This window comes from Onishia taeanensis, assembly GCF_900100755.1.
GTDB classification, from domain to species: Bacteria; Pseudomonadota; Gammaproteobacteria; order Pseudomonadales; family Halomonadaceae; genus Onishia; species Onishia taeanensis.
The window spans coordinates 97,884-124,543 of record NZ_FNCI01000003.1 but is presented as its reverse complement, the minus strand read 5'-3'; the positions used below and the strand labels follow the sequence as shown (position 1 = coordinate 124,543).

Sequence of the window (26,660 nt, the reverse complement as noted above, 5' to 3'; positions counted from 1 at the left end):
ACACGTTGGATACAGATAGGGAAAGGTGTCGATCTGTGCGATCAGACCCTGGCGGTACCAGCCAGTTGGCTCGCCTGGTCCTGCTCGTCTTCCATAGCCCGCGGACGCTTGTGGCGAACCTGAAGCTCGGGGGCGTCGGTCTTGGCCAGTTCGACGTCGAACACCACTTCAGCGAAGGGACCGTCCAGCTGGCGGCTGGCAATCTCGGCTGCGTCTTCGCTGCGGCGGGCAGGAACCACCAGTTCCTCGCGGGTAGCAAAGGCGAAGTCGTCGAAGGTGTAGGGGTCGCCGGCCAGGTTGATCTGGGTCGTCAGGTGCTGATGCCCCGGTGCGGAGACGAAGTAATGGATATGCGCTGGACGCTCGCCATGCCGGCCCAGAGCCTTCAGCACCACATCGGTGGGAGCACCTACCGGCACGCCGTAACCGGAGGGGATGATGCTGCGAGCCGTGTAACGACCCTCGCTGTCGGTAAGGATGGTGCGGCGCAGATTGTATTCGCTCTGCGTCTGGTCGAAGAAGGAGTAGCCGCCCTTGGAGTTGGCGTGCCATATCTCGACCTTGGCGCCAGCCACCGGGTTACCCTCGACATCACGTACTTGACCGGTCAGCCACATGGTCTCGCCATCCGTATCCTGGCCATCGTCCATCCGCGCGAAGCCCTCGGCCTGCGGCGCGCCTGCCACATAGAGCGGCCCCTCGATGGTCCGCGGCGTGCCGCCGCTGCGCTTGGCCTCGGCATCGATCGCGTCCTGTCGCATGTCCAGATAGTGGTCGAAGCCCAGACCCGGCGACAGCAAGCCGAACTGTGTCTGACTGCCCAAGGCGTTGAGCAGGTTGACGGCGGACCAGTACTCCTCCTCGCTGACATCGAAGTCATCGATCAGGCGGTACAAGTCGGAAAGCAGCCGATGCATGATCTGCTTGGTACGCTCGTTGCCGCCGTCCTGGTCGAAGCCGGCGACGGTTGTCAGAAAGTCTTGAACCTCGGGGGTGTCGAAAATCTTAACGGTCATGGTCGATTATCCTCGTTTGTTATGGTTTTCCATTCCGCTCGCGGACGCTGGCGTGCGTTATCCGCGTTTCAGGCATCATCCTCGCGGATAGAGGACGGATGACGGCACAGGGGTTTGACGCTGATATCCATATAGGGGAAGAGCGGCAGATTGCTGACCAGCTCCTGCAATTCGGCGTTGTCTTCAACATCGAAGATGCTGACGTTCGAGTAGCTGCCGGCTACGCGCCACAGATGGCGCCACTTGCCTGCGCGCTGCAGTTCCTGTGAGTAAGCCTTCTCGGTCGCCTTGATCTCGGCGGCCTGCTCGGCCGGCATGGACGGCGGCAGCTTGACGGTCATTTCCACCTGAAACAGCATGACGTTCTCCTTCTCAGTACTTGCGTGCGTAGTGTGAGAGCTTGTCTTCATCCAAGGTGATGCCGAGTCCTGGCCCTTGCGGGAGATCGACCCCGAACTCGTGGTAGTGGAGTGGCTCGACGACAATGTCGTCCTTGAGCAGCAGCGGACCGAACATCTCGGTGCCCCAGGCCATGTCGTCCTGGGTCGCCCAGGCATGCAGGGACGCTGCGGTGCCGATGGAGCCTTCCAGCATGGTGCCGCCGTAAAGGCCGATGCCGGCGGCCTTGGCCACATGGGCCAACTCCAGCACTCCATAGAGCCCGCCGGACTTCGCGATCTTCAGGGCAAAGGCGCCACTGAAGCCGCCCGCCGCCAGCTCGAACCCGTCGCGGGCATCCTGAACGGCCTCGTCGGCCAGCATCGGCACATTGAAACGCTGTGACAGCCGGATCAGACCGGCATGCTCGCGGGCGGAAATGGCCTGCTCGATCAAATCGATACCGGCATCCTGGAGCGCCTGAATGCCGCGCACCGCAGCGGGCTCGTCCCAGGCCTGATTGATGTCGACCCTGATGCTGGCCCTGTCACCCAGGGCTTCCTTGATCGCCGCCACATGTCGCACATCCTGATCCACCGGGTTGGCTCCGATCTTCAACTTGAAGTTGCAATGGCGGCGCTGCTCGAGCCGCAGCAGGGCCTCATCGATGTCCTTCTCGGTGTCGCCGCTGGCCAGGGTCCAGAGCACCGGCAGATGCACCTGGCGGGCACCCCCCAGCAACTCGGCGACCGAGAGGCCAAGGCGCTTGCCCTGAGCGTCGAGCAATGCGGTTTCCAGTGCCGACTTGGCGATGGCGTTGCCGCGGGCATGCCGATTCAGCCGAGCGCGTAGCGCTTGGATGTTGCAAGAGGGCTGGCCGACCAGCAGAGGCGCCAGGTAGGTATCGATATTGGTCTTGATGCTCTCGGGACTCTCGGGACCATAGGCCAGGCCACCGATGGTGGTGCCCTCACCGATTCCCTCGACACCATCGCTGTGATGCATCCGCACGATGACCATGGTCTGGCATGCCATCGTCGTCATGGAAAGCTTGTGCGGGCGGATGGTCGGCAGGTCGACCAGCAACGTCTCGATTGTGTTGATCACGGGGGGCATGGCGGCTCCGAGGTCCAGGAATCTGGTAATTGCAGGGCAGTTTGATTGCAGCCTGCAGACGGAACCAATATTGTTTAAGTGCCTTTCCATACCCTGGAGGTATCATGGAGTTGCGCCACCTGCGGTACTTCTGCATAGCGGCCGAAGAGCTGAACATGACCCGAGCGGCCGCCAGGCTGAACATGGCTCAGCCCCCTTTAACTCGCCAGATCAATCAGTTAGAAGAAGAAATAGGAGCTCGACTATTCGAGCGAAGTTCCCGAGGGCTGACCCTCACCCCCGCGGGTCAGTTCTTTCATGAGCATACCCTGCAGATACTGGAAAAAGTCGACACCACCATCGCTGGCACCCGGCGTATCGCCCGCAACAAGCACCAGCTGTTCGGGATCGGCTTCGTTCCGTCGGTGTTCTATGGCCAGCTACCGTTGCTGGTGCGAGGGCTACGACAAAAGGAGGACCTTGAACTGACGCTGGCGGAACTGACCACCGTGCAGCAGATTCAGGCATTGAAGGCGGGGCGTATTGATCTGGGGTTCGGTCGGTTGCGCATCGACGATCCGGATATAGAGCAGGAAGTATTGTTTGAAGAGCCAATGATGGCGGCTCTGCCTAACGGCCACCCTCTCGAAGGCACCACGCCGACCATGGCGCAGCTAGCCGAATACCCACTGATCCTGTTTCCGGCCACGCCGCGCCCCAGTATGGCGGACAGCGTGCTCGGCATGTTCCGCCGCCGAGGGCTGCGGGTAAGAGTCGCGCAGGAAGCCAACGAAATGCAGACCGCGCTGGGGCTCGTGGCCTCGGACCTGGGCATCACCCTGGTACCGGAACAGGTTCGCAGGCTTCAGCGCGACGGTATCAACTATGTTTATCTGGCCGAGAAGCACATCACCATTCCCATCCTCTGCAGCCGGCGAAAAGGGGAAAAGCCAAATGAGATCATGCAGGCCGCCAACGCCATCCTCGCCGTGCTGGTCGAGAACCGTCGAAGTGGCCGCTACCCCTGAGGGATGGGCTATCAAGCGCATACAGGCAAATCAAGCCGCCAGTGACACTCACCTTCATGGTTAGCCTCGGCTCGGGCTTCAACAGCCTGTGTCGCGAGCCCTATCAACACTGCGTTATCGAAAAAATAGCGAATAAAGTAGAGGGAGGTGGCCCCGGCCATTAATTCCAGTCTAGCTAATATGCCGGTTCCCATAGGCAAACAGCGATTTTTTCACCGAACTGGTTCATTCATGCCGATAAGTTCCGCCCCGGCGTTCCTACATCTCCAACTCATGCACAATGGAGATATCCTACAGGCTCAAAAAACCATTAGGCGAGCATAGCCTTTGCCTTGGACAGAGGTTTATCGCCAGGATAAGCTCGAGCGATAAATGATTGATTCCATGAGCCTTGGCACGGGAGAAAGAAGGCATGGAGAGCACCTACCTAGAGCTCAAAGCCCTGCAAGGCATCCAAGAAATGATTGCCATGGGCAAGCCTCTCGAAGAGACGCTCCAGGCCATCTGCCTGATGGTCGAACGTCAGGCCGGTGACATCATGTGTTCAGTGATGCTGACACATGATCATGGCAGAAGCCTGTCGCTTGCTGCGAACGGCTCCTTGCCACGCGATTTTTGCCGACTCCTTGACAACATTCCCACCAGCCCGAATGCCGGCAGCTGCGGCCATACCACTCTCTTCTCTGAAGCTGGCGCCACAGAGAGCATTGGCTATGCAAACAACTGGTCGGACCTTCGAGACGTAGAGATAAGCAGTGGTCTTCTTTCTTGCTGGTCTTATCCAGTTAAAAACCAGGATGGCGTGCTATTAGGTACACTCGCCAGCTATTTTAGCCGTGATGGCCAGCCAGATGATCGTCATGTCGAGCTCATCAAACGCACCGCCAGACTAACGTCTCTGGCCATCAGCCGGCACAGTGACAGACAGTCACTAGCGCTCATTCAAAACAGGTATGAAAGCCTATTCTCGAGGAACCCCGACGCCGTCTTCTCGCTAAACCTCAGAGGCAATTTCGAGAGCGTCAATGAAGCCACCACATCTCTACTGGAAGCTGAAGAACGAGATATCTTGGCCTCTCCCTTCATTGGCCGAATCAAGCAAGAGTATAAAGAAGCGGTAGATAGACATTTCCGCACTGCAATTTCAGGGACAACATCAAGGTTCGAATGCGATATTTCATCTTTTCGCAGTCGGGACTCAATTGTCTTGGTGACGTTCATTCCAATCATTGCCCGGACAGAGGTCATCGGTATCCACGGCATGGCTAAAGACATCACAGCCAGAAAAAGGGATGAGGACACACTAAGGATATTTCGTAGAAGTGTCGAAGCCACCCCCAACAGTGTGGTTATCGTCGATGCCAGAGCCAAGGACCAACCGATAGTTCACGCCAACCCGGCTTTTTATAATATGACCGGATATAGCCAGGATGAAACTATCGGAAAGAACTGTAGGTTCTTACAAGGAAAAGATACCTCAACCGAATCCATTGGCCGAATCCGCAGCGGGCTATCCAAAGGTTCTGCTTTCCGCGAGACCATCTTGAACTATAGAAAGGACGGTACTGTTTTCTGGAATGACCTACACATAGCCCCTGTTTGCGATGAAGATGGCATCACCTCTCACCTTATTGGCATTCAGAACAATGTCAGTGAGAAACAGCACTACCAAGATAAGCTCGCTTACTTTACGGCGCACAACCCATTAACACACCTTCCCAATCGAACCAGCTTTCTCAGCAGACTTGAGTACGCCAAGAAAGTATCTCACCAACACGAATCCAGAATGGCGTTGCTGTATATCGACCTGGATAACTTCAAAGATGTGAATGAGTCTCTGGGACACGTATCTGGGGATGAGATCATCGTAGAGGCGTCACGCAGAATCACTGGGTGCTTGAAAAAAAGTGACATCCTATCCCATTTTGGTGCCGATGAATTCGTAGTGCTTCGTCATGACATGCGATCTGAAGGAGAAGCCGCTACGTTAGCTCAGGCGATTCTCGAAAGGTTACGCGCGCCTTACCACGTGGCGGAATATGAAGTCGAGGCACCAGCCAGCATCGGCATATGCGTCGATAATAATGGCTCAGACAGTGATGTAGTGCGGCACGCCAACATGGCGCTGCTTAGAGCCAAAAGCAGTGGCAAGAACACTTACCATTGGCACACCGACGCATTGAGTCAGAGCGTGAGAGAAAGGCTAACGCTTGGCAAAGAATTGAAAAAAGCATTGAAGAATGAGGAGCTCGAGCTTCACTACCAGCCAATCATCCCCTGCCGGGAAGGCTCTCGAACCTACCTGGAAGCCCTTATACGCTGGTACTCCCCTGGAAAAGGCTATATCAGCCCAGGGAAATTCATACCGCTTGCAGAAGAGATCGGCCTCATCTCCTCTATTGGAGCCTGGGTAATAGAAAGGGCTTGTCAGGATATCGCCTCGATAGCCAGAGACTGCGAGATCAAGGTCAGCATCGCTGTCAATGTCTCACCCTTACAGTTCCTCAGGGAGGACTTCTTGCCCCATATCGAAAGCTGTTTAAAAGAAAACTCCCTGGCGCCGGGCAGCCTGGAAATAGAAATAACCGAAGGCCTCCTAATGAAAGACGAATATGAGTCGGTGGCAAAAATAAAATCGCTGAAGAAAATTGGGGTGGGCACCTCTATCGATGATTTCGGCACAGGGTTCTCAAGTCTCAGCTATCTAAGAAACTTACCCGTCAGCAAAGTAAAAATAGACAAAACCTTCATTGATGGCGTCGGTATAAACAATGAGGATTCAACGATCGTTAGAGCGACCATTGCAATGGCTCAAAAGCTAGGTTGTCAGGTAGTTGCCGAGGGCGTGGAACACGAGAGCCAGAAAGATTTTCTGGTTGCAGAAGAGTGTGACTTCATCCAAGGGTTCCTCTATTCAAAGCCGCTACCTTTGAATGAGATAGTGGAATATTTATCCAGCCCCCAACGCCCAGCCTAAAGGCATGACATACATTATGTACGGCTTCTACGTCTGCGTGAGCACTGTCTGCGGAAGGCAGTGAAAACGAAAACGGCCAAAGGATGAGGCAACGAGCATACACCCGCTCCATGCACGCAACCAATGCAGGCGAAATCTAGCTTCTCCAACGTTCAGGCACAAAAAAGCCACCCGCAGGTGGCTTTTTTGCTTAATTCGGTGGCGGAGGGACAGGGATTCGAACCCTGGGTAGGTATTAGCCTACGCCGGTTTTCAAGACCGGTGCATTAAACCGCTCTGCCATCCCTCCGGCTTACGAGTGCATATACTACCAGCTTTGCTTTATTCGTCAAGAGGCAGTTTGCGATCAATGCGTTACGACATAATGTCGCAACGGCCCATGTCTAATAGTAGAGACGCAGACCGACCCGGGTGATCTGGTTACCGCGCATTTCGCTGACCACCCAGTGGAAGCCATGCCAGTCGACGTCATCGCCCACTACCGGGTGCCCACCGACGCGCAGCGAGACGTATTCACCCAGCGTCATCTCCTGTTCACCTGGGCTTAACGTCAGGCCATAGGCTTCGGCCACATCCGACATCAAGGCATCTCCCTGCAAGGTAAAGGTGCCAAAGAAAGCACGGGCACGGTCGAGTTTTGCATCGCCATTGAAGAGGCGGTTCAGGGCCGGAAGGTCATCAGTGCGACCGATGACGCAGACCACATCGCCTTCACGTAGTCGAGTGCTGCCCTTGGGATGCAGCATGACATGCTGACGAAACATGGCCGATATCAGAGCCCCTGAAGGGAAACGCAGCAGGCGAATCGGTACGTCGTTTAGGGCCTGATCTTCAACCTTGTAGACGAACATCTCATAGTCGTTTTCCGGCAATACGCCGAGTGGCCCGCGCCGATTCGGTGTGATAGTGGCGGGAACCTCGACCTTCATCCATCGCGCCATGAACGGCAATGAGCCGCCCTGAATGAGCAGCGACAGCAGCACCACGGCGAAGGCGACATTGAAATACAGCGACGCGTTCGCGACGCCGCCGATAACCGGGAAGATGGCCAGCACGATCGGCACGGCACCACGTAGCCCCACCCAGGAAATGAAGCCGACTTCTCGCCAGCGAAACTTGAAGAAAGGCTTGATCGCGATCAACACCGCCAGCGGGCGCGCCAAGAAGATCAGCGCCAGCGCGACCATCAGCGAGGGCAGCGCGAACTCGAATACCTCACTGGGGTTAACCAGCAGCCCCAGCACTAGGAACAGGCCGATTTGACTGAGCCAGGCCAGTCCATCGTGAACCGGCAAAATGAAATCCAGGTGACGCCCTGGCTGGTTGCCGATCATCAGCCCCGTCAGATAGATGGCGAGGAAGCCGCTACCACCTAGCCAGCTGGTGGCACCGAACACGAAGAAACCAAGTGCCAGCGCCAGCAGGGAATAAAGCCCCGGGGCCAAATCCAACCAGCGCAGCAGGCGCGCAATGCACCAGCCAGCCCCCAGACCGATCGCCAGTCCAAGGCCGAACTGAGAGAGCAGAAACATCAGGGTGCCGGTCACCCCTCGCAGATCACCGACCAGCACCTCGACCAGTGTCAGCGTCAAGAAGATCGCCATGGGGTCGTTTGTGCCGGATTCGATTTCCAGGGTAGCTCCCACCCTCTCATTCAGGTTGATGCCCTGCCCACCCAGCATCGAAAACACGGCGGCGGCATCGGTAGAGCCGACAATAGCGCCCACCAATAACCCCTGAATGAGGGTCAGGTCGAAGACCCACATGGCAATCAGCCCCACCACGCCGCTGGTGATGAAGACCCCTAGGGTGGCAAGCGACAGGGCAGGCTTGAAGCCCACCCGGAAGGTTTTCAAGCGAGTGCGCAGGCCACCATCGAGCAGAATCATGGCCAGCGCCAAGTGGCCGATCAGAAAGGCCAGGGAATAGTCGTCGAACTTTATGCCCAGCACCCCTTCCTCGCCGGCAAGCATGCCAAGGCCGAGAAAGATGACCAGCAGAGGAAGCCCAAACAGGGTAGAAAGGCGGCTTGCTAGAATGCTCAAGGCAATCAGAAAGCCACTGAGCAGAAAAAGGGTATTGATGCTATCCATGATCGTCCGTGGTCAAGCCAAACCAGCGCTTATTATGTCACAGCCATAGGAAGCCAGCGACGTGCTCACAGGGTGGCGGGTGGCTCATACATATAGAAGAGGGATAAACTACTGCCGAATTGGCCGATGGGCCCGACAAACCCTTTGCCTTGGGAAGCCACAGTTGATGACAACATGCTCGATGCTGCCAGCCAGGCACACCGCCCGACTCGCCAGGCTGCTGCCAGCCATCCTGATGGCAGCGACATTGGCGACCGGCCCCGCATGGGCCCAGCCCACCGACGACGAGACACAGCCGCAATCGTCTTCTATGGCAGAAGAAGCCCAACCAAGAGCATCAGCGCAAACCTCGTCGGCCGAGGCCACAGGCGGCGATTCAACGAGTGGAGGCGAGCAAGGCGCCGCCTCTGATAGTGGTCCCAAAGCGACAGAGACTGTCGTCGAAGTCCCTTCAGTAATTCAGGGGTCTCCCGAACCCATCGAGCCGCCGCCGACGCGCGAATTGCACGTGGTTCTCGACTGGTACCCGTCACCGCAACACGCCGCTCTATTGATCGCAAAGGCGCATGGCGAGCTCAAGCGGCGTGGCGTGTCGCTCACCATCACCACCCCGGCTGACCCAAGCGTACCGGCAAAGCTGGTGGCGGCCGGCCGTGCCGACTTGGCGGTGGGACGCGAGCCACAACTGCATATGCTCATCGACAAAGGGCTACCGCTGGTGCGTGTCGCCACCTTGATCGATACGCCGCTTTCTTCCCTGATCGTGCGCGAAGACAGCGACATTACCGACATCACTGACCTGGCAGGCAAGACCCTAGGCTACGCCTTTCAGGACAGCATCAACCCCGTTCTTGCCACGATGCTGAACCACCACGGCATGACGCTAAACGACGTGACGCTCGAAAAAGTCGAATTTGCCATGGTGCGAGCCCTGGCCGAGAAACGTGTCGATGCACTGATTGGCGCGCCGCGTAACGTCATACCGGCCCTGCTTGGCCAGGAAGGCGTTCCTACCCGCCGCTTCCTCCCCGAGGAACAGGGCCTGCCGCTGCATGACGGTCTGATCCTGATCGCCAATCGGGACCACCTTAGTGCCAAGCGCGACGACATCGATCATTTACTTGCCGGGCTTGAGGAAGCGACCAACTGGATGATCAACTATCCGGATGAAGCATGGGACTTACTCATCGACCAAGAGCCAAGCCTTGATAGTGATGCCAATCGGCAGGCCTGGGAGGCCAGCCTAAGGCGCATGGCGCCAAGTCCTGCTGCGCTCAACGTCAATCGCTATGCCACCTTTGAAACCTTCTTGAACAAAAAGGCCTTCATCGACGATTCCACCCCGGTAAAGCGTATCGCCGTGGATCCCAGCTCCTCCTAGGCATCACCGTCTATCATCAGGCAGCACCACAATGACCAAGGTTTTTCTGGACCTGGAGACCACGGGAACGCGTACCACTCGGGATAGAATCACCGAGATCGCCGCCCTGAAAGTTGAAGACGGCAAGGTGGTAGAACGCTTCGTACAGCTGGTCAATCCAGGCCAAGCGATTCCCGCCCAGATCCAGCGCCTGACAGGCATTTCGGATGCGATGGTGGCAGACGCCCCATCCTTTGCTGACCTGGCAGATGCCTTGCGCGATTTTCTCGGTGACGCCGAACTCGTCGCACATAACATGCGCTTCGACTATGGCTTTCTGCGCAACGAGTTTGCCCGCGTGGGTATCGCGTTTCGTGCCTCGACGCTCTGTACCCTCAAGCTATCAAGGCGACTAGCGCCCGAGCACCCGAAGCACAACCTGGATGCCCTAATCGAGCGTCACGGGCTGACCGGCCATCAGCGCCACCGCGCCGAAGGCGATGCCGAGGCCTTGCTGGCACTTTGGCTACGCTGGCAAGAACGAGTGGATAGCAACCATCTTGCCACCCTGATCGCCGATCAGCGCCGCATGCCGAGCCTGCCAAGCCAGCTCGACCCCGGCTTGTTGCAGGAGATCCCTGAACGCCCCGGGGTCTACCTCTTCTATGGGCACAACCGTTTGCCGCTCTATATCGGCAAGAGCGTCAATCTGCGTGCCCGAGTGTTGTCACACTTTCATGATGACCTGAGCCAGGATCGCAAGATGCGCCTCACCCAGCAGATTCAGGACCTGGAGTGGCATGAGACGTCTGGCGATCTGGGCGCCCAGCTTCTCGAAGCACGGCTGATCAAGACCCAGCTTCCGATCATGAATCGTCGCCTGCGCCGCCAAGGCAAACTAATGGGTTGGCAATGGCCGCAAGGCGAGCAGGCACCTAAGCTGGTGTCGGCCGAGGACATCACCTCACACCCACAGGTCCCGCTGTACGGCTTGTTTCGCGCCGCCAAAGAGGCCAGGCAGGCGCTCAAGCAAATTGCCGAGCATCATGGGCTCTGCCCTCGCTTGCTGGGGTTGGAGAAAGGACGCGGGCGCTGCTTTTCGAGCCAACTAGGGCGCTGTCGCGGCGCCTGCCACGGCGCAGAATCCAAAGACGACCACGACGCTCGCGCTCGCGAGGCCCTGGAAAGGCTGCGCGTACAACACTGGCCCTGGCCCGGCCGGGTCGCCATCGGCGAGGGCACCACGGCCCATGCCGAGGGCGCGCTGACTTGGCACCTGGTCGATCACTGGTGCTATCTGGGCAGCGTCGAGACCCTGGATGATGCCTCACTGGCGACTCTCAACGACCAGCCGGTGGCCTTCGATATCGACACCTACAAGATCTTGAGCCGCGCCCTGGATAAACACGAGAAGGGGGAAAAGGCCGATGCATCGCTGACGATTCACCGGCTGGATAGCGACGCTGATTAGCTTTCCAAAGCCTAGTCGAGCGATTCGATAAACTCGGTTACGGATCGCTGGAAGGCCGTGGGTTGCTCGGCATGAAGCCAGTGGCCGGCATCCAGGGTCGCAATCTGCGCCGCGGGCAATACCTCTTTCACCGCCGGCAGCAGCTCATCGGTCACGTAGTTCGAACGTCCGCCGCGCAGCAGCAGGCTCGGCCCTTCGAAGGCGCCCTGCCCGGCCGGCTCGCCGCGAATGTCCTCATACCCCGCCTCGATATGATCGAGTCCGATCCGCCAGCGCATGCCACCTGCCTCGTCGCGCTCCAGATTGGTCGCCAGGAACAATCGAATTGCTTTTTCGCCGATATGCTCGGTCATCAAGGCGTCGACCTCGCGGCGGTTGGCCGGCGCACTGGCCTCGACATGACGCAAGGCCTTGAAGATCTCATCGTGGCCGTGGCCGTAGGTGACCGGCGCGATGTCGGCGATGATCAGCGAGGCAACGCGCTCAGGGGCCAGCCGTGCCAGGCTCATGGCGACCTTGCCCCCCATCGAGTGCCCCAGCAAATGACAGCGTGCGATCTCCAGGCGGTCCAACGCCGCCAGCACGTCCTCGGCCATGGCCTGGTAGGCCATGCCTTCCAGGTGCGGCGATTGACCATGATTGCGCAGGTCGAGTGCCACCACCCGGTGGCGACGCTGCCACTGTTTGATATGCGATCGCCAGTTGTCGGCGCTGCCCAGCAGGCCGTGGATGACCACCAGCGGCGTACCATCTCCGCCGCTGTCGAGAGTATGAAGTTCCGCTGTCATGAGATCTCCTCTATCGATAAGGGTGCTGGGCTTGAGTGAAAGCCTGCGAATGTCATTCATCAACACCGAGACCGTCCGGTCGTCACTTGGCCATTGCCGGGTCGCGATCCCGCTGCCCCGTCCAGGCCACCAGACGGCGGCTCAGCCAGCCAAGCAGCAGGCCGTAAAGCGGCAGGAACAACAGCAGGCTGATGCCGAGCTTGATGCTGTAATCGACCCAGGCAATTTCCGGCCAGTTGGCGGCCATGAAGGCATCCGGGCTGTTGTGAAAGGCGATCGAGAAGAAGGCGAAGGTATCCGCCAGATTGCCAAACAGCGTCGATACCGCCGGCGCGACCCACCAGGCGCGCAGGCGGCGCAGCCGGTCGAAGACCTGAATATCCATCAGCTGACCCAGCACATAGGCCATGAAACTGGCCAGGGCAATGCGGCCCACGAACAGGTTCCACTCCGTCAGGGCCCCAAAGCCAGCGAAACTGCCTTGAGGGAAGATCACCGACACCCCATAGGATACCAGCAGGGCAGGCAGCATCACCTTGGCAATGATCATCCGCGCCGGCCCCTTGCCAAAGAGCCGCACCGTCAAATCAGTAGCTAGAAAAATGAACGGGAAGCTAAAGGCTCCCCAGGTGGTATGGAAGCCAAACAGCGTGAAAGGCAGTTGCACGAGATAGTTGCTGGCGGCAATCACCGTGATATGAAACGCCACCAGAATCGCCATGCAGCGGCTGGCTTGGGCCGGGGTCAACGTGAACATCAGTCACCTTTTTGGATAACGGAGGGGTGAGGGAACCCTCGAAACACAAAGCGCCACGGCATAAGCCGTGGCGCCCTTCATGCACAACAGTATACCCGTTCCCCTGGAAGGGGTGAAACGCGCTTAGCGGGCTCGAGCGGGCCGGCCGCTCTCGGCAGTAGTCGACGCATCGCGCTCGGGCCAAGCCTTGGGGTCGACCTTGCCGGCAAGCTTGGGGAAGCGGCGCGGATCGAATACCGGCTCGACGCCGGCACGCATCTGCCGGTCGTAATCCTTGAACAGCGCCACGGCCAGCGGCGACAGCAACAGAATCGCCACCAGGTTGATCAGCGCCATCATGCCCATCGAGAGATCGGCGAAACCCCAGATGGCCTTGAGGCTACTCACCGAGCCGATCATCACCATGGCCAACACCGCCAGACGATAGATGAAAACGGCGGTTCGTGCGCGGCGCGGACCGGCCAGATACTCGATATTGCTCTCGCCATAGGAGTAGTTGGCAATCACCGAGGTGAAGGCGAACAGCAGGATAGCCACCGCGATGAACATGCCACCCCAGTCGCCGACGTGAGAGGACAGCGCCATCTGGGTGAGCTGAATGCCGTTGGGAGAGTCACCACTGTCCAACATGGGGCCAGAAATGATAATGATCGCTGCCGTCGCGGTGCAGATCACCAGGGTGTCGAGGAAGACCCCCAGCATCTGGATAAAGCCCTGCGCCGCCGGATGGTTCGGTGTCGTGCTGGCAGTCGCGGCGGCATTGGGCGCCGAGCCCATGCCGGCTTCGTTGGAGAAGAGACCACGCTTGATGCCCTGCATCATCGCCTGCGCCACGGCATAGCCCATGGCGCCACCGGCCGCCTCCTCGATGCCAAAGGCACTGCGCAGGATGGTCATGATCGCACCCGGCAGCTCGCTAGCGTTCATCGCCACCACCACCAGGGCCAGGGCGAGATACAGCACCGCCATCAGCGGCACGATCAGCTCGGCGACCTTGGCGATCGATTTCAAGCCACCGAAGATGATCGGCGTCACGACCACAAGTAGGGCCACACCCACGATCCAGGTTGGCACTTCAAAGGCCTGCTCCATGGCAAGCGCAATGGAGTTAGCCTGCACACTGTTAAAGGCAAGGCCAAAGGCAATGATCAGGCAGACGGAAAAGGCCGTGGCAAGCCAGCGAGAGCCGAGGCCGCGTTCGATATAGTAGGCGGGGCCACCGCGGAACGTCTGGTCGCCATGGTTGACCTTGTAAGCCTGTGCCAGGGTCGATTCGACGAAGCTGGTCGACATGCCGACGATAGCCGTCACCCACATCCAAAACACAGCGCCGGGTCCACCGAAGTAGATCGCGACCGCCACGCCGGCCAGGTTGCCGGTACCCACACGTGCGGCCAAGCTGGTCGACAATGCCTGGAACGAGGAAATGCCCTCCCCGCCTTCCCGAGAGCGCCTGAGCAGCTTGAACATATGGCCGAAATAACGGAACTGAACCCCACCCGTCATAATGGTAAACAGCAGACCGGCACCAATTAGTAGATAGATCAGCACGCTGCCCCAGATCAGGCCATTGCCGGCACTGACCAGTTGGGTAAAGAGGTCGGAGAATGAAACATCCATGGTAACGCTGGGCACCCTATGTCGTATTTGTGCCCGCCATTCTTCATAGAATGGATTTTTGCGCAAGTTTCTCCATGAAATGAGCTTTCCTGTCTCACATCTCTCAGGCTTTCACGTATCGACCCTATTTTTTACTGCCACCACCGCTGGTGCCTTTCTCCTACCCCGCCACTCGGGCATAATCCGCGCCCCAGTGCTTCGGCACCCTTCTTTCGATAAAAAACGCGCCCCGCGCCCGACTCGATATCAATCACCATGGAACTGACCTCTCAGGCCAACTCGTTTCTGTCCTTGCTGGCACCGCTGGTCGCCATCGGCATGGCCATACTCACACGCCGCGTACTGCTCTCGCTGACGATGGGCAGCCTGGTCGGCGCCCTGCTGCTCAACGACTTCCATCCACTGGCAACCCTTGAAAGTCTTGCCAGACGGCTGATTGGCGTGTTCTGGACGCTTCCCGAGAGTGGTGCCGCTGGCCTGGGTAGCGCCAACATCTGGAATCTGTCTATCCTTGCCTTCCTGCTGCTACTGGGTGCCATGGTGGCAATGGTCACCTTGTCCGGTGGCACCAGAGCCTTCGGTGAATGGGCTCGTGAGCACGTCAGAACTCGCCGCGGCGCTCAGCTCACCACGGTGTTGCTGGGCGCGGTAATTTTCATTGACGACTATTTCAACAGTCTGGCGGTGGGCAATATCAGCCGTCCGCTGACCGACCGCCAAAGCATCTCTCGCGCCAAGCTGGCCTACCTGATCGATTCCACTGCAGCACCGGTGTGCGTCATCACCCCGATCTCCAGCTGGGGCGCTTACATCATCAGCCTGGTCGGCGGTGTGCTCACCGCCCATGCGATCACCGACATCACGGCGCTGCAGGCCTTTCTGGAGATATCGGCGCTGAATTTCTACGCCATCAGTGCCTTGCTACTGGTGCTGCTCAGTGCCTGGCTGGATCTGGATATCGGCGCCATGCGCCGACATGACGACATGGCGCGCCAAGGGCAGGTATTCGACGCCTCTCGCGGCAAGCCGCCCGGCAACCTGACCATCGAAGAGGCGCAAGGCGGCCGCACCCGCGATCTGCTAATGCCGATCCTGATCCTGGTGGCGGCCACCGTGGCGATGATCTTCTACACCGGGGCGGCGGCACTCAAGACCGATGGCGTCGCCTTCAGCCTGCTGGGCGCTTTCGAGCAGACCGACGTCGCGCACTCGCTGCTGGTCGGCGGCACCGTAGCACTGCTCGCCACCCTTGCCATGCTGTGGCCTCGCCCGGCAGTGCGCCGCCGCTCGGGGCTGGCACTGCTGCACGGTATTCACAGCATGTTGCCGGCGGTATACACCCTGGTGCTGGCCTGGTTATTGACCGGCATCATCTCGGACCTGGGCACGGGGGCTTATCTGGCAAGCCTCGTCGAAGGGATCCTGGCCGCCCAATGGCTGCCAATGCTACTGTTCGTGCTGGCCGGCATCATGGCGTTCGCGACCGGCACCAGCTGGGGCACCTTCGGCATCATGCTGCCCATCGCTGGCGACATGGCCGCCGCCACGGATATCGCCATGCTGTTGCCGATGATGGGAGCGGTGCTGGCAGGCGCCGTCTTCGGCGATCACTGCTCGCCGATTTCCGACACCACCATCCTGTCTTCCACCGGCGCCGCCTGCCACCACATCGACCATGTGCTCACCCAGCTACCCTATGCAGGCCTCGGAGCGCTATCCACCCTTGCCGGCTACCTAACGCTGGGCCTTGGTGGCCCCCACTTTCTGGCGCTGGGTGTAACACTAGCCACCCTGGCACTTGCCGTGACCTGGCAACACCAACACCAACGCCGCCTGAATCATCGACAGCGTCAGGCGAGCTGATACAAGCCCGCTGGTTAGCTAAGAACGTTCTCGCCTACCGACATGCCATCAAAAAGGCCGCCCCCCCTGAAGGGCGGCCTCTTACTTGGGCAATGCGTCATGCGCATGCTTGACTAGTCGCCTCACATGACGATCAGTCCTGTGGCTTAGCCTGAGCCGCCAGGCCAAGATCACGGTCGCACATCAGGTCATGCACTTCCTGCAAGCTGGTGGGGTCGTCGATGGTAGAAGGAATCGCGAATTCCTTACCGTCGGCGATGGTGCGCAGCAGCTTGCGCAGAATCTTGCCCGAACGGGTCTTGGGCAGACGGTTGACCACCAACACCTGCTTGAGACTGGCAATGCCACCAATTTGCTCACGCACCAGGGCAACCAAGGCCTCCTCCAGAGCCGGCTCGTCGCCGTCGAAATCATCCTTGGGAATCACCAAGCCAACCGGGACCTGGCCCTTGAGCGCATCGTGAATGCCAATCACCGCGCACTCGGCTACCGCCGGATGGCCACCCAGCACTTCTTCCATCACGCCGGTGGAAAGCCGGTGACCCGCCACATTGATGACGTCGTCGGTGCGCCCCATGATGAACAGATACCCATCCTCATCGAAGTGGCCACCATCACCGGTCAGGTAACAGCCCGGGAAGGCCGACATATAGGCATGCTGAAAGCGAGCCGGGTCGCCCCATATGCCCACCAAACAGCCCGGCGGCATCGGCTCACGAATGACTACGCTGCCCTCTTGCCCCGCCGCGACTGGCTCACCATCGCGCCCCAGCACCTGCACGTTGAAGCCGGGTACCGGGAAGGTCGCCGAGCCTGCCTTGCTAGGCATGGGCGCCAACCCCTGAAGGTTGGAGGCAATCGGCCAACCGGTCTCGGTCTGCCACCAGTGGTCGATGACGGGAATCTTCAACAGGTCATTCAGCCAATGGTACGTCGGCGGGTCGAGGCGCTCACCGGCAAGGAATAGCGATTTGAGGCAGGAGATATCGTATTTCTCGAGCCATTTAGCGTCCGGGTCCTCTTTCTTGATGGCACGAAAGGCCGTTGGCGCAGTGAAGAATGTCTTCACACCGTATTCGGCGATCACACGCCAGAAGGCACCGGCATCCGGGGTTCGCACCGGCTTGCCTTCATAAACCACGGTGGTACAGCCGCGCAGCAGCGGCGCATAAACGATGTAGGAGTGCCCCACCACCCAGCCAACATCCGAGGCCGAAAAGAATACTTCGCCAGGCGCCATGTCGTAGATGACGTCCATGGAATAATGAAGAGCAACCGCGTGGCCGCCATTATCGCGCACCACTCCCTTGGGTTTGCCGGTAGTGCCAGATGTGTAAAGTATATACAACGGATCGGTCGCTTTAACCGGCACGCAATCGGCTGGCTCAGCCTGAGCCACCAGTGACGCCCAGTCATGGTCCCGAGCCCCCAGCTCTGCAACGGTCTGATCTCGTTGCAGAATTACGCAACCTTCGGGCTGATGGCGGCTTTGCGCCAGCGCTTCATCGAGCATTGGCTTGTAAGGGATGACCCGGTCGACCTCGATTCCGCAGGAGGCGGCGATGATGACCTTGGGCTCGGCATCGTCGATGCGCATGGCAAGCTCGTGCGGGGCGAAGCCGCCAAACACCACTGAATGAATGGCGCCCAACCGTGCGCAGGCATACATCGCGACCAGGGCTTCGGGGACCATAGGCATATAAATGACCACCCGATCACCCTTGCCGACGCCTAACCCGGCTAGCGCGCCAGCAAATACCGCTACCTCATCGCGCAGCTCGCGATAGCTCAGGCGTCTACGCTGTCCGGTGACGGGAGAGTCCCAAAGCACAGCCGCCTGCTGTCCACGCCCCTGCTCGACATGGTAATCCAGGGCGGCATGGCAGGTATTCATCTCGCCATCGGAGAACCAGCGCGCATGCCCCTGCTCGTCATAGTCGAGGATTGACTTGGGTGGCGTGATCCAGGGAATGCGGTGAGACTGCTCGGCCCAGAAAGACTCAGGGCGATCGATGGCATGGCGATAGATGTCGTGATAGCGGCTCATGGCAGCACCTTTAATGGAAATGAGCGTCCTGGGCGTACACAGACAGGGCCCCATAAGCCACCTCTGTGCGAACCGATTGTTGACACTTTAGAGGTTTTGACACGAATTTCTCTGCGACAATGGGCTAACCGACCTACTTAACACCAATATTGTTGACAACGATCAAGAGCTCCACCGGCAACACATGACCATAGGACCCCACTGGCAGGCGTTGATACTGCGTTGGCCTTAAGGGATTCATGCTTGCAGTGTTAATAAAACTTTACTAAACCCATATTGATGATTCGCTTAATGAAGCGATGAAATCCGTCCGATTGCCCAGTAGGCATCCTCGTTATTGACCGACGAGCATCGTGATGTTTGACACGCTTGGTGCCGTCCAACAGCCAGGGAAGTTGATCTTTCGGCATTTTCCTACCCTGCGTGCGCCGCCACCAGTGTCTTAGGCGCACGGACCGCACAGCCAGGAGGTCACTTCATGAGCTCGCGACAACCCGCCATTCAACTGCTCGAAGCCGGCGACACCGTCTTGAGCGCGGCGACTTCGTTGCTCAAAGCCATGGCAAACGAAAACCGGCTTCGCATCCTTTGCCTGTTAGACGGGGCTGAACTCTCTGTGTCTGAGCTCAACGCTCGCTTGAGCCTCAGTCAATCCGCCTTGTCTCAGCACCTAGCGATTCTTCGTCGCGAGGGCATGGTCACCACGAGACGCGCGTCACAGACGATCTATTATTCGCTGCAAGGCAACCAGGCGAGGGTCATCATCGACGCTATCAGCCGGCTTTATCCAGGCAAGCCCGCCTAGTTACGAGCAAGCAGTCGTTAAACACAAAACGCCCCGAGACAGGTCTCGAGGCGTTTTCTTTTGCGGCGCCGGCCGTTGTTCGGTGCGACTAGCTCACCCACTCAGGCGCTGCCTGACCCCAGACATAATGAATCCTCCCACTCGCCCGGGTCACCTCTCTAGCGCTTGAGCCATCGACTGGCATCAACCGCCTCAAGCAGCCTTGTCACACCCCGCTCGACACCTGCCGACAGCGATAGCCCCAGGCGCTCGGGAAGGCGCTTCTGCGCTTCCAGTCGCACTGACAGCACCCGGGCGTCCTGCATACGCGCGAGAAGATACGCATCGCTGGTCATGACCTCATCGGCCAAACCGTTGTCGACGGCTTCTCGGCCATACCAGATCTCACCGGTCGCGAGCTGCTCGATGTCCATCGCCGGACGCCTTTCGGCGATATGGCGCTTGAAAAGCTCGTGGGTATGCTCGATATCGGCGAGAAACTTGTCTCGACCTTCTTGCGTATTTTCGCCCAGCACCGTCAAGGTGCGCTTGTAGCGCCCCGCTGTCAGCACTTCGACATCGACATCATGACGCTTGAGAAGCCGATGCACGTTGGGCACTTGCGCCACGACGCCAATCGAGCCCAGCACCGCGAAGGGGGCGACCTGCAGATGATCGGCGCAACAAGCCATCATGTAGCCGCCGCTAGCGGCCACCTTGTCGACGCAGACCCGCGTCACGACGCCCGCCTCGCGTAAGCGATCCAATTGCGCCGCGGCAAGGCCGTAGGCATGCACCAGCCCTCCAGCAGATTCGAGGCGCAGCACCACTTCATCGCCTTCGGCAACGACGTCCAACAAGGCGGAAATTTCCTCTGCAAGCCGCGCCGTTCCCGAGGCCTTCAAGTCGCCATGAAAGTCGAGGACCCAAACATTGCCGCGGGCGGAATCTTCACCGCCTTTCTTGCGCGCCTGCTTATCGTCGCGACGAAAGCCCTTGAGTAGCCGCTTGCGGCCCTGTGGCTCGGCCACCGCCAGTTTCAGGCGTCGCACCCGCTTGCGTTGACGAAGGTTCAGCTCTTCGACGCGAAGCTGTGCCCCTGCACCTTCCTGGCCACGGCCTTTGCTTACCAGGACCATGATGGCTGCCAGCATCGCCAGCAATGTCAGAACCTGAGCAAAAAACAGGGCGTAATCCTGTATCCATTCGTTCACTACGCTCTCCTTGAATACGAGCACTATCAGTCAGTCGATTCCATCATCCTGGCGGCAAAGGGGAAAGCATTTCATCAGCTTGACATATAAAGCCTTGATCAGAACGCTCGTTTTAAATAGCCTCGGTCTCTAGGGTGGCCATCCGTGCCCTTATTCGTCTTCGTCGTTTAAATCGTCACAGCTGAGCCCGTCACCAATAGGATTCGTCATGACCGACAATGTACTCGAGAAACTCCAGACACGCTTCGACCCCCAGGCGGCACAGGGCATGGACGATGTATTCCAGTTCAATTTCAACGACAAAGGTAACTACTACCTGGTGGTAAAGGATGGCAACCTGGATATCCAGGAGGGCGAGCACGAGGACCCGTCGGTAACGCTGACGATGTCCAGTGACACCCTGAAGGGCGTGATGAGCGGGGAACTCAGCGGCATGAGCGCCTTCATGAGCGGCCAGCTCAAAGCCACCGGCAACATCATGCTGGCGACACGCCTGAATAGCCTGTTTCCCAGCCGCTAAGTCGACTCACCGGGTTGCCATCCGCCGCCATTGGCGTATGGCAACGTCCGCAGGACTAACGACTCGCCCTACTCTGCCTTCTGCCTAGCCCGCTGCTCAGCGATCTCAGTGAAGGCGTATCAACAAAGCGGTATTCCCTCTTGACTGTCTCATTGGCCGCGCGACGAGACAGATTTGAGGTGGGTGTCGATTAGCTGTCTTGAGATGGAAAATCTAGGCGGCAGTTCAGGCATCTCATCCGGCAGGAACCAAGCCGCATCGGCGATCTCCCGATCATCGATACGAATATCACGGCTTGCCGCTTCGGCGAAGTACCCGAGCATCAGCGAATGCGGGAACGGCCATGCCTGGCTGAGAAAGTAGCGGGTTCGCCCGACCGAGACGCCCACCTCTTCAAACACCTCTCGCCGTACGGCCTCCTCTGCTGATTCCCCCGGCTCGATAAACCCGGCAAGGGTCGAATAGCGCCCCACGGGAAAACGCGGACTGCGCCCAAGCAACATGGCATCGCCGTGGGTCACCAGCGTGATGATACAGGGTGAAATGCGGGGATAGTTGCGATGCCCGCAGGCATCGCAGTGCATCGCAAACTCCCAGGAAACATGCCGTGTGCGGCTCCCACAGCGGCCGCAGAAGCGGTGGTTCTGCCACCAGCTAGCGACCTGTAAAGCAGTCGACAACAGTGGGAAATAGGCTTGCGGCATGTTCGCCAGCCAGGCACGCCCATCAGGCCAGTCCTCCGCCGCACTGGGATCCTCGTCATCGAAGACCAGTGCGACCGGCACGTCGTGCCAGTAGCCAAGAGGCAGGGCCTCTGAGGGCCAGGGGCCAGGACCCTGGAGGGGAGCGCCATCGACGCCAGGGGCAATGCGGCCACGGTGCAGGTGCAGCGTCCACCCGGACGCTGCACCTTTGGGAAGGACACGCTGAAACATCAGTGCGTCTCACCTTCGATGGCACCGGGTGCCGGCGCCCATCCTGGCAAACTGTCCCAGCCGCACTCGCCTGCTGCCTCGCGAATAACCGCGAGCTTGGCGCGGTGTGCCGCCAGCTCGACGTCGTCGGGCGCGATGACCGACAGGCGAGGCCGCTGTTCGTCGAGTCGCCGGATGCCGCTGCTTTGCTGGGTATTCTCTTGCTCGTTACCAGCCTGAGCATCCAGCGTCAGCGCCGTTTGCCCACCGGTCATGTGCAGGTAGACATCGGCCAGGATCTCGGCATCCAGCAGAGCGCCGTGCAGCACGCGGTGGCCGTTTTCGATCTGATAGCGCTTGCACAGGGCATCGAGGCTATTGCGCTGCCCAGGGTGCATCTTGCGCGCCATGACCAGGGTGTCGAGGATCCGGCAATGCTCGGCAACGGGACCGAGCGTTATGCTGCGCTTGGCGTTGAGCATCGAAAGTTCATTATCGATGAAGCCAACGTCGAAGGGCGCATTGTGGATGACCAGCTCGGCCCCTTCGATGAAGGCCCAGAATTCATCGGCAATGGCCGCAAAGACTGGCTCGTCGGCCACACGCTCATTGGTAATGCCGTGGATGCCGATCGCTTCTTCCTCGATCTCCCGCTCCGGGTTGATGAACTGATGATAGGTCCGCCCGGTCAGGCGCCGGTTGATCATCTCCACCCCCCCGATCTCGATCAGGCGATGTCCATCTCGAGGGTCGATGCCGGTGGTCTCGGTATCAAGAATGATCTGGCGCATGTTGTCTCTCTCAGGAACGGGCTTTTTAAAACGGGCTTTCGGGGGCGCAGCGGGCGCGAGCAGCTTCGCCAACTTGCTGCGGTGTCGCGGCTCTAAAGACCATCGCCTTCTGGAAAGCGCCAAAGCACCTTCCAGGCCAAAGGCAGGTAAGCCGCACCGTCACGGAGTACGGCGCTCAAGCCCGCGACGCCTGCTGTTCGTCAATGGCTTCGTTGGCCAGGGCATCGGCCGCTTCATTGCCGGGATGGCCGCTATGGCCTTTTACCCAGTGCCATTCAATGCGATGGCGATGCGTCTCTGCCAACAGCTCTTTCCATAGTTCGGCATTCTTCACTGGCTGACGAGAGGCCGTCTTCCAGCCCTTTTTTTGCCAGCCGTGGATCCACTCGGTGATGCCCTTACGCAGGTACTGGGAGTCGGTCCACAATTCCACCTGGCATTCTCGTTTGAGTTCGCGCAGGGCCATGATGGCCGCCATCAGCTCCATGCGGTTATTGGTGGTCTTGGCCTCGAATCCGTTGAGGCGTTTCTCGTGATCACCGCTTTTCATCAGGGCCCCCCATCCTCCCGGGCCAGGATTGCCACGACAGGCTCCATCGGTATAAATCGTCACGCGGGGCAGTGCGGTGTCAGTCACCCTCGGCCATCCTATCGGGTTGTCGTGCCAGGCCGGTGGCTCGCCCTAGACCGGCGGCTCCCAGAGAAGAGCCGAGCGCTAGGCGCGGCCGCTGAACCGTTGCCAGCTGCGAGCGCCGCCGGGCACGTATCATGAACGTATCCCCGAGCGGCAGATTATAGCGCCGCCCCAAGGCCTCGAGACCGGCATTGCGGGGTGCGCTGCCAGGCCAGTGAAAACCGCAGTAGTCTACCCGCTCGATCTCGAAGTCGACAAATTCCAGCCAGTCCCTGAGCCGCCCTGGGGTTCGCCACTGACCGCACCAAGGCAGTCGACGGCGCCTGTTCGGTATCAGTCGGCTCAAGCCAGAGGCGCCTCTGGGGCTCCAGCCAAAGATGAACAACCGGCCATCATCGGCGGTGACCCTCGCGGCCTCCTGCAGAACATGATGGGGCTGATCCACCACCTCAAGCAGGTGATGAATCACCACCAGCGCCAGGGATTCATCCGGCAAGGGAATCTGGTCGGGGGTGCAAACCAGCGTAGCGGCGTGCTCGGCCAACTCACGGGTCGGCGACCACTGCATGGCATGATTGATCGGACACATATCGGCAAGGCGCGGCGCCATGCCAAGCTCGAGGCTATGGCCACCAAATAGCTGCTCGCACGCCGGCCCAAGGCAGGCTCGCTCGGCGGCCCATTGCGCGCGCCCATCCTCGGTGGACCAGAAACGTCGGGCGTCTCGCACCATCTGTGCCAGTACTATCGGGTCGGGTGAATTTGACACGCTATGCCGAAGCCTCCAAAGTAGCGGCTATTTTTGACGCTGGCCCTTGGCCAAATCCGAGGTGGCCAGTCATAGGAGTGGCGGCAAACTGAGAAGGTTCATCCCTTCTTAAATGACCTGTCTTGATGGCCTGTGTGTCTAAAGCGAACTAGACCAACGCTTGCCCGTAGCTGCCTTTGTGGCGCGCAGGATTACTCTAGTCCCCGTCGTTGCTTGGGTCGCACCGTCACCATACATCGCTCTCTAACGTACTGGATACTGTCAGGATTCAAGGAAGAATCGCCATACCGATAGCGTGGTGGCGCAGTCAGGATGATGGCGCGGGCAGTGGGTACTGAAGAGTACTGTGGGAACTGCTAATGCATGAAGACGCCATCAAGCGTCACCATGCTCGCCTGGCTCCCCTTTCGCAACTGCTGTAGGCATTAAATATAGCAGCCGGCACCGTCCGATATGACGCAGCCATAACCGAGGACACTATCCCATGCTGAGCGTGACACCGATCCCGGCCTTCAACGACAACTACATCTGGCTCCTTCGCCAGGACACCAGTGACAAGGTGGCTGTTGTCGACCCGGGCGATGCTGCGCCGGTTATCGAGGTTCTGGAGCGCGAGGGACTGACGCTTGCCTCCATCCTGATTACCCATCATCACCCAGACCACACTGGCGGACTGCCCAAACTGATCGAGCGCTATCACCCGCGGGTTATCGGCCCAGACAACCCGAGCATCAACGGTATCGACGAGCGCCTCGGCGACGGCGACGAATGCTTGGTGATGGGGCGCCGCTTCGAGGTCATGGCAGTGCCCGGTCACACGCTCGACCATATCGCCTTTTTCGCCGCGGGTGTACCACCGCTACTGTTCTGTGGTGACACCCTGTTCTCCGGCGGCTGCGGCCGACTATTCGAAGGCACGGCAGAACAGATGCACACCTCGCTGTCACGCCTGGCGGCCCTGCCCGGCGACACCTTGGTATTTGCCGCTCACGAGTACACGCTGGCGAATCTGCGTTTCGCCAAGGCAGCCGATACAGACAACACCCTGCTGGATGCCTATCAGCGCGACTGTCAACGCTCTCGCGAGCTGGACCGCCCCACGCTTCCCAGCAACATGGCACGCGAACTACAGGTCAACCCCTTCCTGCGCACCGACCAGCGCGGCGTTCAGCGAGCCGCCAGTTCCCAAGGCGATACCGACACGCCCCTCGCCACTTTTACCACCCTACGCGCCTGGAAGGATGCCTTTTAAGTCATCCCGATCATGATTCCATTGCCCCTGGACGCCGCCATTTAGCGCCCACGAGGACCCGTATTTATATGTCAACCTATATCACCGCACGTCGCCGGGCCGTTTGCCTGGCAGGTACGCTTTTCATCACCAGCATGACGCTGGCTGCAGCGGCCGCCAAAGCCAGCAGCTTCCCCCAAGGCCAGACCGCCAGCGGAGAACGTCATAGCCTTCAGGCGCTCGACCAGTCGAACACCACCTTCTGGGATGCCTTGGTCCTCGAACCGCCGGGATTCTGGCAAGTTCTGCGCCAGCGTTTTGCCTGGCAGGACCAGATTGATCAGCCTCGCGTACAGGAGTGGATCGATCATTATCAGGAACATCCCGAGAGTATCGCCGATATCATCGAACGCTCTCGGCCGTGGATGCACTGGATCACCAGTCGCGTGGAAGCACGCGATCTCCCCGGGGAGATTGCGCTCCTGCCCTTCATTGAGAGTGCCTACGATCCCAAGGCACGCAGCCACAGGGGAGCATCAGGACTTTGGCAGTTCATGCCGCGCACCGGTGATGCCCTTGGCCTAACCCGCACCCGCGGCTATGACGGGCGACTGGATGTGGTCGCCGCCACCGAGGCGGCGCTGGACTACCTCGAAGGGCAGGCCGCGCAGTGGTATGAAGGCGATATGGAACTGTCTTTAGCGGCCTATAATGCGGGGGCCGGCACGGTGAACCGGGCCCGCCGTGACGCGGCGAGTCGAGGCGAGCCGACCGACTATTGGCACCTGCGCCTGCCGGGCGAAACCATGAACTATGTGCCCAAGCTGCTGGCGATCTCGGCGATCATCAATGATCCCGAGCGCTATTCGCTGTCACTGCCAACCATCGACAATACGCCTACCGTGGCCGCAGTGGAGGTCGACGTTCCCCTGAGTCTCGAGCGCCTCGCCCAGATGGCCGACGTCAGCGTGAACCGACTGAAGTCGCTCAACCCTGGCCACCTGGATGGTTTTGTCGACCCCGCCTACACGCCTGAACTGGTCGTCCCTGCCGCCGTTAAGGATACCCTGCTGGCCAACCTGGATGGCGTTTCCACCGGCACGGTGCGCTATGTGGTTCGCCAAGGGGACAACCTCTCGGTCATCGCCGATCGGCACAACGTCAGCCTGGCGTCCCTGCGCCAACGCAACGGCCTGAGTAGTGACATGATCCGCGCCGGTCAGACACTGTACATTCCCGATCAGACGATCCTCGCCTCCAACTAGGCCGGATCTGACCTCTGGACGTCTGGCCTTCTGGATAGACATGCC

At 59.3% G+C, this 26,660-nt stretch carries 22 protein-coding genes and 1 tRNA gene; 9 read left to right on the top strand and 14 right to left on the bottom strand.

Annotated elements, in window-relative coordinates:
* Positions 1-41 precede the first annotated feature (41 nt).
* From catA to BLR71_RS05175, 3 genes are all read right to left on the bottom strand, one after another.
* On the bottom strand, positions 42-1,016 hold the full coding sequence (gene catA / locus BLR71_RS05185; RefSeq protein WP_092523795.1) for a catechol 1,2-dioxygenase: 975 nt from the start codon (positions 1,014-1,016) through the stop codon (positions 42-44).
* Positions 1,017-1,084: 68 nt separating this feature from the next.
* On the bottom strand, positions 1,085-1,375 hold the full coding sequence (gene catC / locus BLR71_RS05180) for a muconolactone Delta-isomerase (RefSeq protein WP_092523793.1): 291 nt from the start codon (positions 1,373-1,375) through the stop codon (positions 1,085-1,087).
* A gap of 13 nt (positions 1,376-1,388) precedes the next feature.
* Positions 1,389-2,510, bottom strand: a complete 1,122-nt coding sequence (locus BLR71_RS05175) for a muconate/chloromuconate family cycloisomerase (RefSeq protein ID WP_092523791.1) — start codon at positions 2,508-2,510, stop codon at positions 1,389-1,391.
* A gap of 104 nt (positions 2,511-2,614) precedes the next feature.
* Here BLR71_RS05175 and BLR71_RS05170 point away from each other — a divergent pair, with 104 nt between their 5' ends.
* Together BLR71_RS05170 and BLR71_RS05165 are read left to right on the top strand one after the other, a co-directional pair.
* Complete coding sequence (locus BLR71_RS05170) at positions 2,615-3,517, top strand: LysR family transcriptional regulator (protein ID WP_092523788.1); 903 nt, start codon at positions 2,615-2,617, stop codon at positions 3,515-3,517.
* A gap of 412 nt (positions 3,518-3,929) precedes the next feature.
* Positions 3,930-6,494, top strand: a complete 2,565-nt coding sequence (locus BLR71_RS05165) for a putative bifunctional diguanylate cyclase/phosphodiesterase (RefSeq protein WP_092523786.1) — start codon at positions 3,930-3,932, stop codon at positions 6,492-6,494.
* Between the two features lie 199 nt (positions 6,495-6,693).
* On the opposite strand, the gene BLR71_RS05160 is transcribed toward BLR71_RS05165, so the two are convergent.
* Both BLR71_RS05160 and BLR71_RS05155 read right to left on the bottom strand, forming a co-directional pair.
* Positions 6,694-6,783 (bottom strand) — tRNA-Ser (locus tag BLR71_RS05160).
* Positions 6,784-6,877: 94 nt separating this feature from the next.
* Positions 6,878-8,587 carry a potassium/proton antiporter gene (locus tag BLR71_RS05155; protein ID WP_092523784.1) on the bottom strand — a complete coding sequence of 570 codons (1,710 nt, stop codon included), beginning with the start codon at positions 8,585-8,587 and terminating at the stop codon, positions 6,878-6,880.
* 247 nt (positions 8,588-8,834) lie between these two features.
* On the opposite strand from BLR71_RS05155, the gene BLR71_RS05150 reads away from it, so the two are divergent.
* The gene (locus BLR71_RS05150) at positions 8,835-9,968 is read left to right on the top strand and encodes an ABC transporter substrate-binding protein (RefSeq protein ID WP_175491618.1); all 1,134 of its coding nucleotides are present in this window, start codon (positions 8,835-8,837) and stop codon (positions 9,966-9,968) included.
* A gap of 31 nt (positions 9,969-9,999) precedes the next feature.
* A complete protein-coding gene (locus tag BLR71_RS05145; protein ID WP_092523779.1) occupies positions 10,000-11,418 on the top strand; it encodes a 3'-5' exonuclease family protein in 1,419 nt (472 codons plus the stop codon).
* A gap of 11 nt (positions 11,419-11,429) precedes the next feature.
* On the opposite strand, the gene BLR71_RS05140 is transcribed toward BLR71_RS05145, so the two are convergent.
* The 3 genes from BLR71_RS05140 to BLR71_RS05130 form a co-directional block, all read right to left on the bottom strand.
* Positions 11,430-12,206: an alpha/beta fold hydrolase gene (locus BLR71_RS05140; protein WP_092523777.1), complete on the bottom strand. Its 777-nt coding sequence runs from the start codon at positions 12,204-12,206 to the stop codon at positions 11,430-11,432.
* An 82-nt stretch (positions 12,207-12,288) separates the two neighbouring features.
* Complete coding sequence (locus BLR71_RS05135) at positions 12,289-12,963, bottom strand: 7-cyano-7-deazaguanine/7-aminomethyl-7-deazaguanine transporter (RefSeq protein WP_092523775.1); 675 nt, start codon at positions 12,961-12,963, stop codon at positions 12,289-12,291.
* Between the two features lie 123 nt (positions 12,964-13,086).
* Positions 13,087-14,583 (bottom strand): alanine/glycine:cation symporter family protein, encoded by a 1,497-nt coding sequence (locus BLR71_RS05130; protein ID WP_092523773.1) that lies wholly within the window; start codon positions 14,581-14,583, stop codon positions 13,087-13,089.
* Between the two features lie 255 nt (positions 14,584-14,838).
* On the opposite strand from BLR71_RS05130, the gene BLR71_RS05125 reads away from it, so the two are divergent.
* A complete protein-coding gene (locus tag BLR71_RS05125; protein WP_092523771.1) occupies positions 14,839-16,446 on the top strand; it encodes a Na+/H+ antiporter NhaC family protein in 1,608 nt (535 codons plus the stop codon).
* A gap of 133 nt (positions 16,447-16,579) precedes the next feature.
* Here BLR71_RS05125 and BLR71_RS05120 read toward each other — a convergent pair whose 3' ends face one another.
* The gene (locus BLR71_RS05120; RefSeq protein ID WP_092523769.1) at positions 16,580-18,493 is read right to left on the bottom strand and encodes a propionyl-CoA synthetase; all 1,914 of its coding nucleotides are present in this window, start codon (positions 18,491-18,493) and stop codon (positions 16,580-16,582) included.
* Between the two features lie 478 nt (positions 18,494-18,971).
* Here BLR71_RS05120 and BLR71_RS05115 point away from each other — a divergent pair, with 478 nt between their 5' ends.
* Positions 18,972-19,298, top strand: a complete 327-nt coding sequence (locus BLR71_RS05115) for an ArsR/SmtB family transcription factor (RefSeq protein ID WP_092523767.1) — start codon at positions 18,972-18,974, stop codon at positions 19,296-19,298.
* 158 nt (positions 19,299-19,456) lie between these two features.
* Here the strand turns inward: BLR71_RS05115 and sohB are convergent, their stop codons facing one another.
* A complete protein-coding gene (sohB, locus tag BLR71_RS05110) occupies positions 19,457-20,491 on the bottom strand; it encodes a protease SohB (protein WP_092523765.1) in 1,035 nt (344 codons plus the stop codon).
* Between the two features lie 208 nt (positions 20,492-20,699).
* Between sohB and BLR71_RS05105 the strand changes: the two genes are divergently transcribed.
* Positions 20,700-21,011, top strand: coding sequence for an SCP2 sterol-binding domain-containing protein (locus tag BLR71_RS05105; protein WP_092523763.1), 312 nt, complete (start codon positions 20,700-20,702; stop codon positions 21,009-21,011).
* Positions 21,012-21,160: 149 nt separating this feature from the next.
* Here BLR71_RS05105 and nudC read toward each other — a convergent pair whose 3' ends face one another.
* From nudC to BLR71_RS05085, 4 genes are all read right to left on the bottom strand, one after another.
* Complete coding sequence (gene nudC, locus BLR71_RS05100) at positions 21,161-21,946, bottom strand: NAD(+) diphosphatase (protein WP_092523761.1); 786 nt, start codon at positions 21,944-21,946, stop codon at positions 21,161-21,163.
* Complete coding sequence (dnaQ, locus tag BLR71_RS05095; RefSeq protein ID WP_092523759.1) at positions 21,946-22,716, bottom strand: DNA polymerase III subunit epsilon; 771 nt, start codon at positions 22,714-22,716, stop codon at positions 21,946-21,948. Before dnaQ ends, nudC begins: the two co-directional genes overlap by 1 nt.
* Before the next feature lie 175 nt (positions 22,717-22,891).
* Positions 22,892-23,353 (bottom strand): ribonuclease HI, encoded by a 462-nt coding sequence (rnhA, locus tag BLR71_RS05090; protein ID WP_092523757.1) that lies wholly within the window; start codon positions 23,351-23,353, stop codon positions 22,892-22,894.
* Positions 23,346-24,119 carry a class I SAM-dependent methyltransferase gene (locus BLR71_RS05085; RefSeq protein ID WP_245696350.1) on the bottom strand — a complete coding sequence of 258 codons (774 nt, stop codon included), beginning with the start codon at positions 24,117-24,119 and terminating at the stop codon, positions 23,346-23,348. The genes rnhA and BLR71_RS05085 overlap by 8 nt, the downstream gene beginning before the upstream one ends.
* Positions 24,120-24,603: 484 nt before the next feature.
* Between BLR71_RS05085 and gloB the strand changes: the two genes are divergently transcribed.
* The gene (gene gloB, locus BLR71_RS05080; protein WP_092523753.1) at positions 24,604-25,371 is read left to right on the top strand and encodes a hydroxyacylglutathione hydrolase; all 768 of its coding nucleotides are present in this window, start codon (positions 24,604-24,606) and stop codon (positions 25,369-25,371) included.
* A 68-nt stretch (positions 25,372-25,439) separates the two neighbouring features.
* Positions 25,440-26,615: a transglycosylase SLT domain-containing protein gene (locus tag BLR71_RS05075; protein WP_092523751.1), complete on the top strand. Its 1,176-nt coding sequence runs from the start codon at positions 25,440-25,442 to the stop codon at positions 26,613-26,615.
* Positions 26,616-26,660: the final 45 nt, after the last annotated feature.

Coding starts and splice junctions, on each gene's coding strand:
- gloB (WP_092523753.1), top strand. CDS start 24,604: ATGCTGAGCGTGACACCGATCCCGGCCTTCAACGACAACTACATCTGG.
- BLR71_RS05145 (WP_092523779.1), top strand. CDS start 10,000: ATGACCAAGGTTTTTCTGGACCTGGAGACCACGGGAACGCGTACCACT.
- BLR71_RS05135 (WP_092523775.1), bottom strand. CDS start 12,963: ATGTTCACGTTGACCCCGGCCCAAGCCAGCCGCTGCATGGCGATTCTG.
- BLR71_RS05140 (WP_092523777.1), bottom strand. CDS start 12,206: ATGACAGCGGAACTTCATACTCTCGACAGCGGCGGAGATGGTACGCCG.
- BLR71_RS05075 (WP_092523751.1), top strand. CDS start 25,440: ATGTCAACCTATATCACCGCACGTCGCCGGGCCGTTTGCCTGGCAGGT.
- dnaQ (WP_092523759.1), bottom strand. CDS start 22,716: ATGCGCCAGATCATTCTTGATACCGAGACCACCGGCATCGACCCTCGA.
- BLR71_RS05155 (WP_092523784.1), bottom strand. CDS start 8,587: ATGGATAGCATCAATACCCTTTTTCTGCTCAGTGGCTTTCTGATTGCC.
- nudC (WP_092523761.1), bottom strand. CDS start 21,946: ATGTTTCAGCGTGTCCTTCCCAAAGGTGCAGCGTCCGGGTGGACGCTG.
- BLR71_RS05120 (WP_092523769.1), bottom strand. CDS start 18,493: ATGAGCCGCTATCACGACATCTATCGCCATGCCATCGATCGCCCTGAG.
- BLR71_RS05125 (WP_092523771.1), top strand. CDS start 14,839: ATGGAACTGACCTCTCAGGCCAACTCGTTTCTGTCCTTGCTGGCACCG.
- BLR71_RS05165 (WP_092523786.1), top strand. CDS start 3,930: ATGGAGAGCACCTACCTAGAGCTCAAAGCCCTGCAAGGCATCCAAGAA.
- BLR71_RS05115 (WP_092523767.1), top strand. CDS start 18,972: ATGAGCTCGCGACAACCCGCCATTCAACTGCTCGAAGCCGGCGACACC.
- BLR71_RS05175 (WP_092523791.1), bottom strand. CDS start 2,510: ATGCCCCCCGTGATCAACACAATCGAGACGTTGCTGGTCGACCTGCCG.
- BLR71_RS05170 (WP_092523788.1), top strand. CDS start 2,615: ATGGAGTTGCGCCACCTGCGGTACTTCTGCATAGCGGCCGAAGAGCTG.
- catC (WP_092523793.1), bottom strand. CDS start 1,375: ATGCTGTTTCAGGTGGAAATGACCGTCAAGCTGCCGCCGTCCATGCCG.
- BLR71_RS05130 (WP_092523773.1), bottom strand. CDS start 14,583: ATGGATGTTTCATTCTCCGACCTCTTTACCCAACTGGTCAGTGCCGGC.
- BLR71_RS05105 (WP_092523763.1), top strand. CDS start 20,700: ATGACCGACAATGTACTCGAGAAACTCCAGACACGCTTCGACCCCCAG.
- catA (WP_092523795.1), bottom strand. CDS start 1,016: ATGACCGTTAAGATTTTCGACACCCCCGAGGTTCAAGACTTTCTGACA.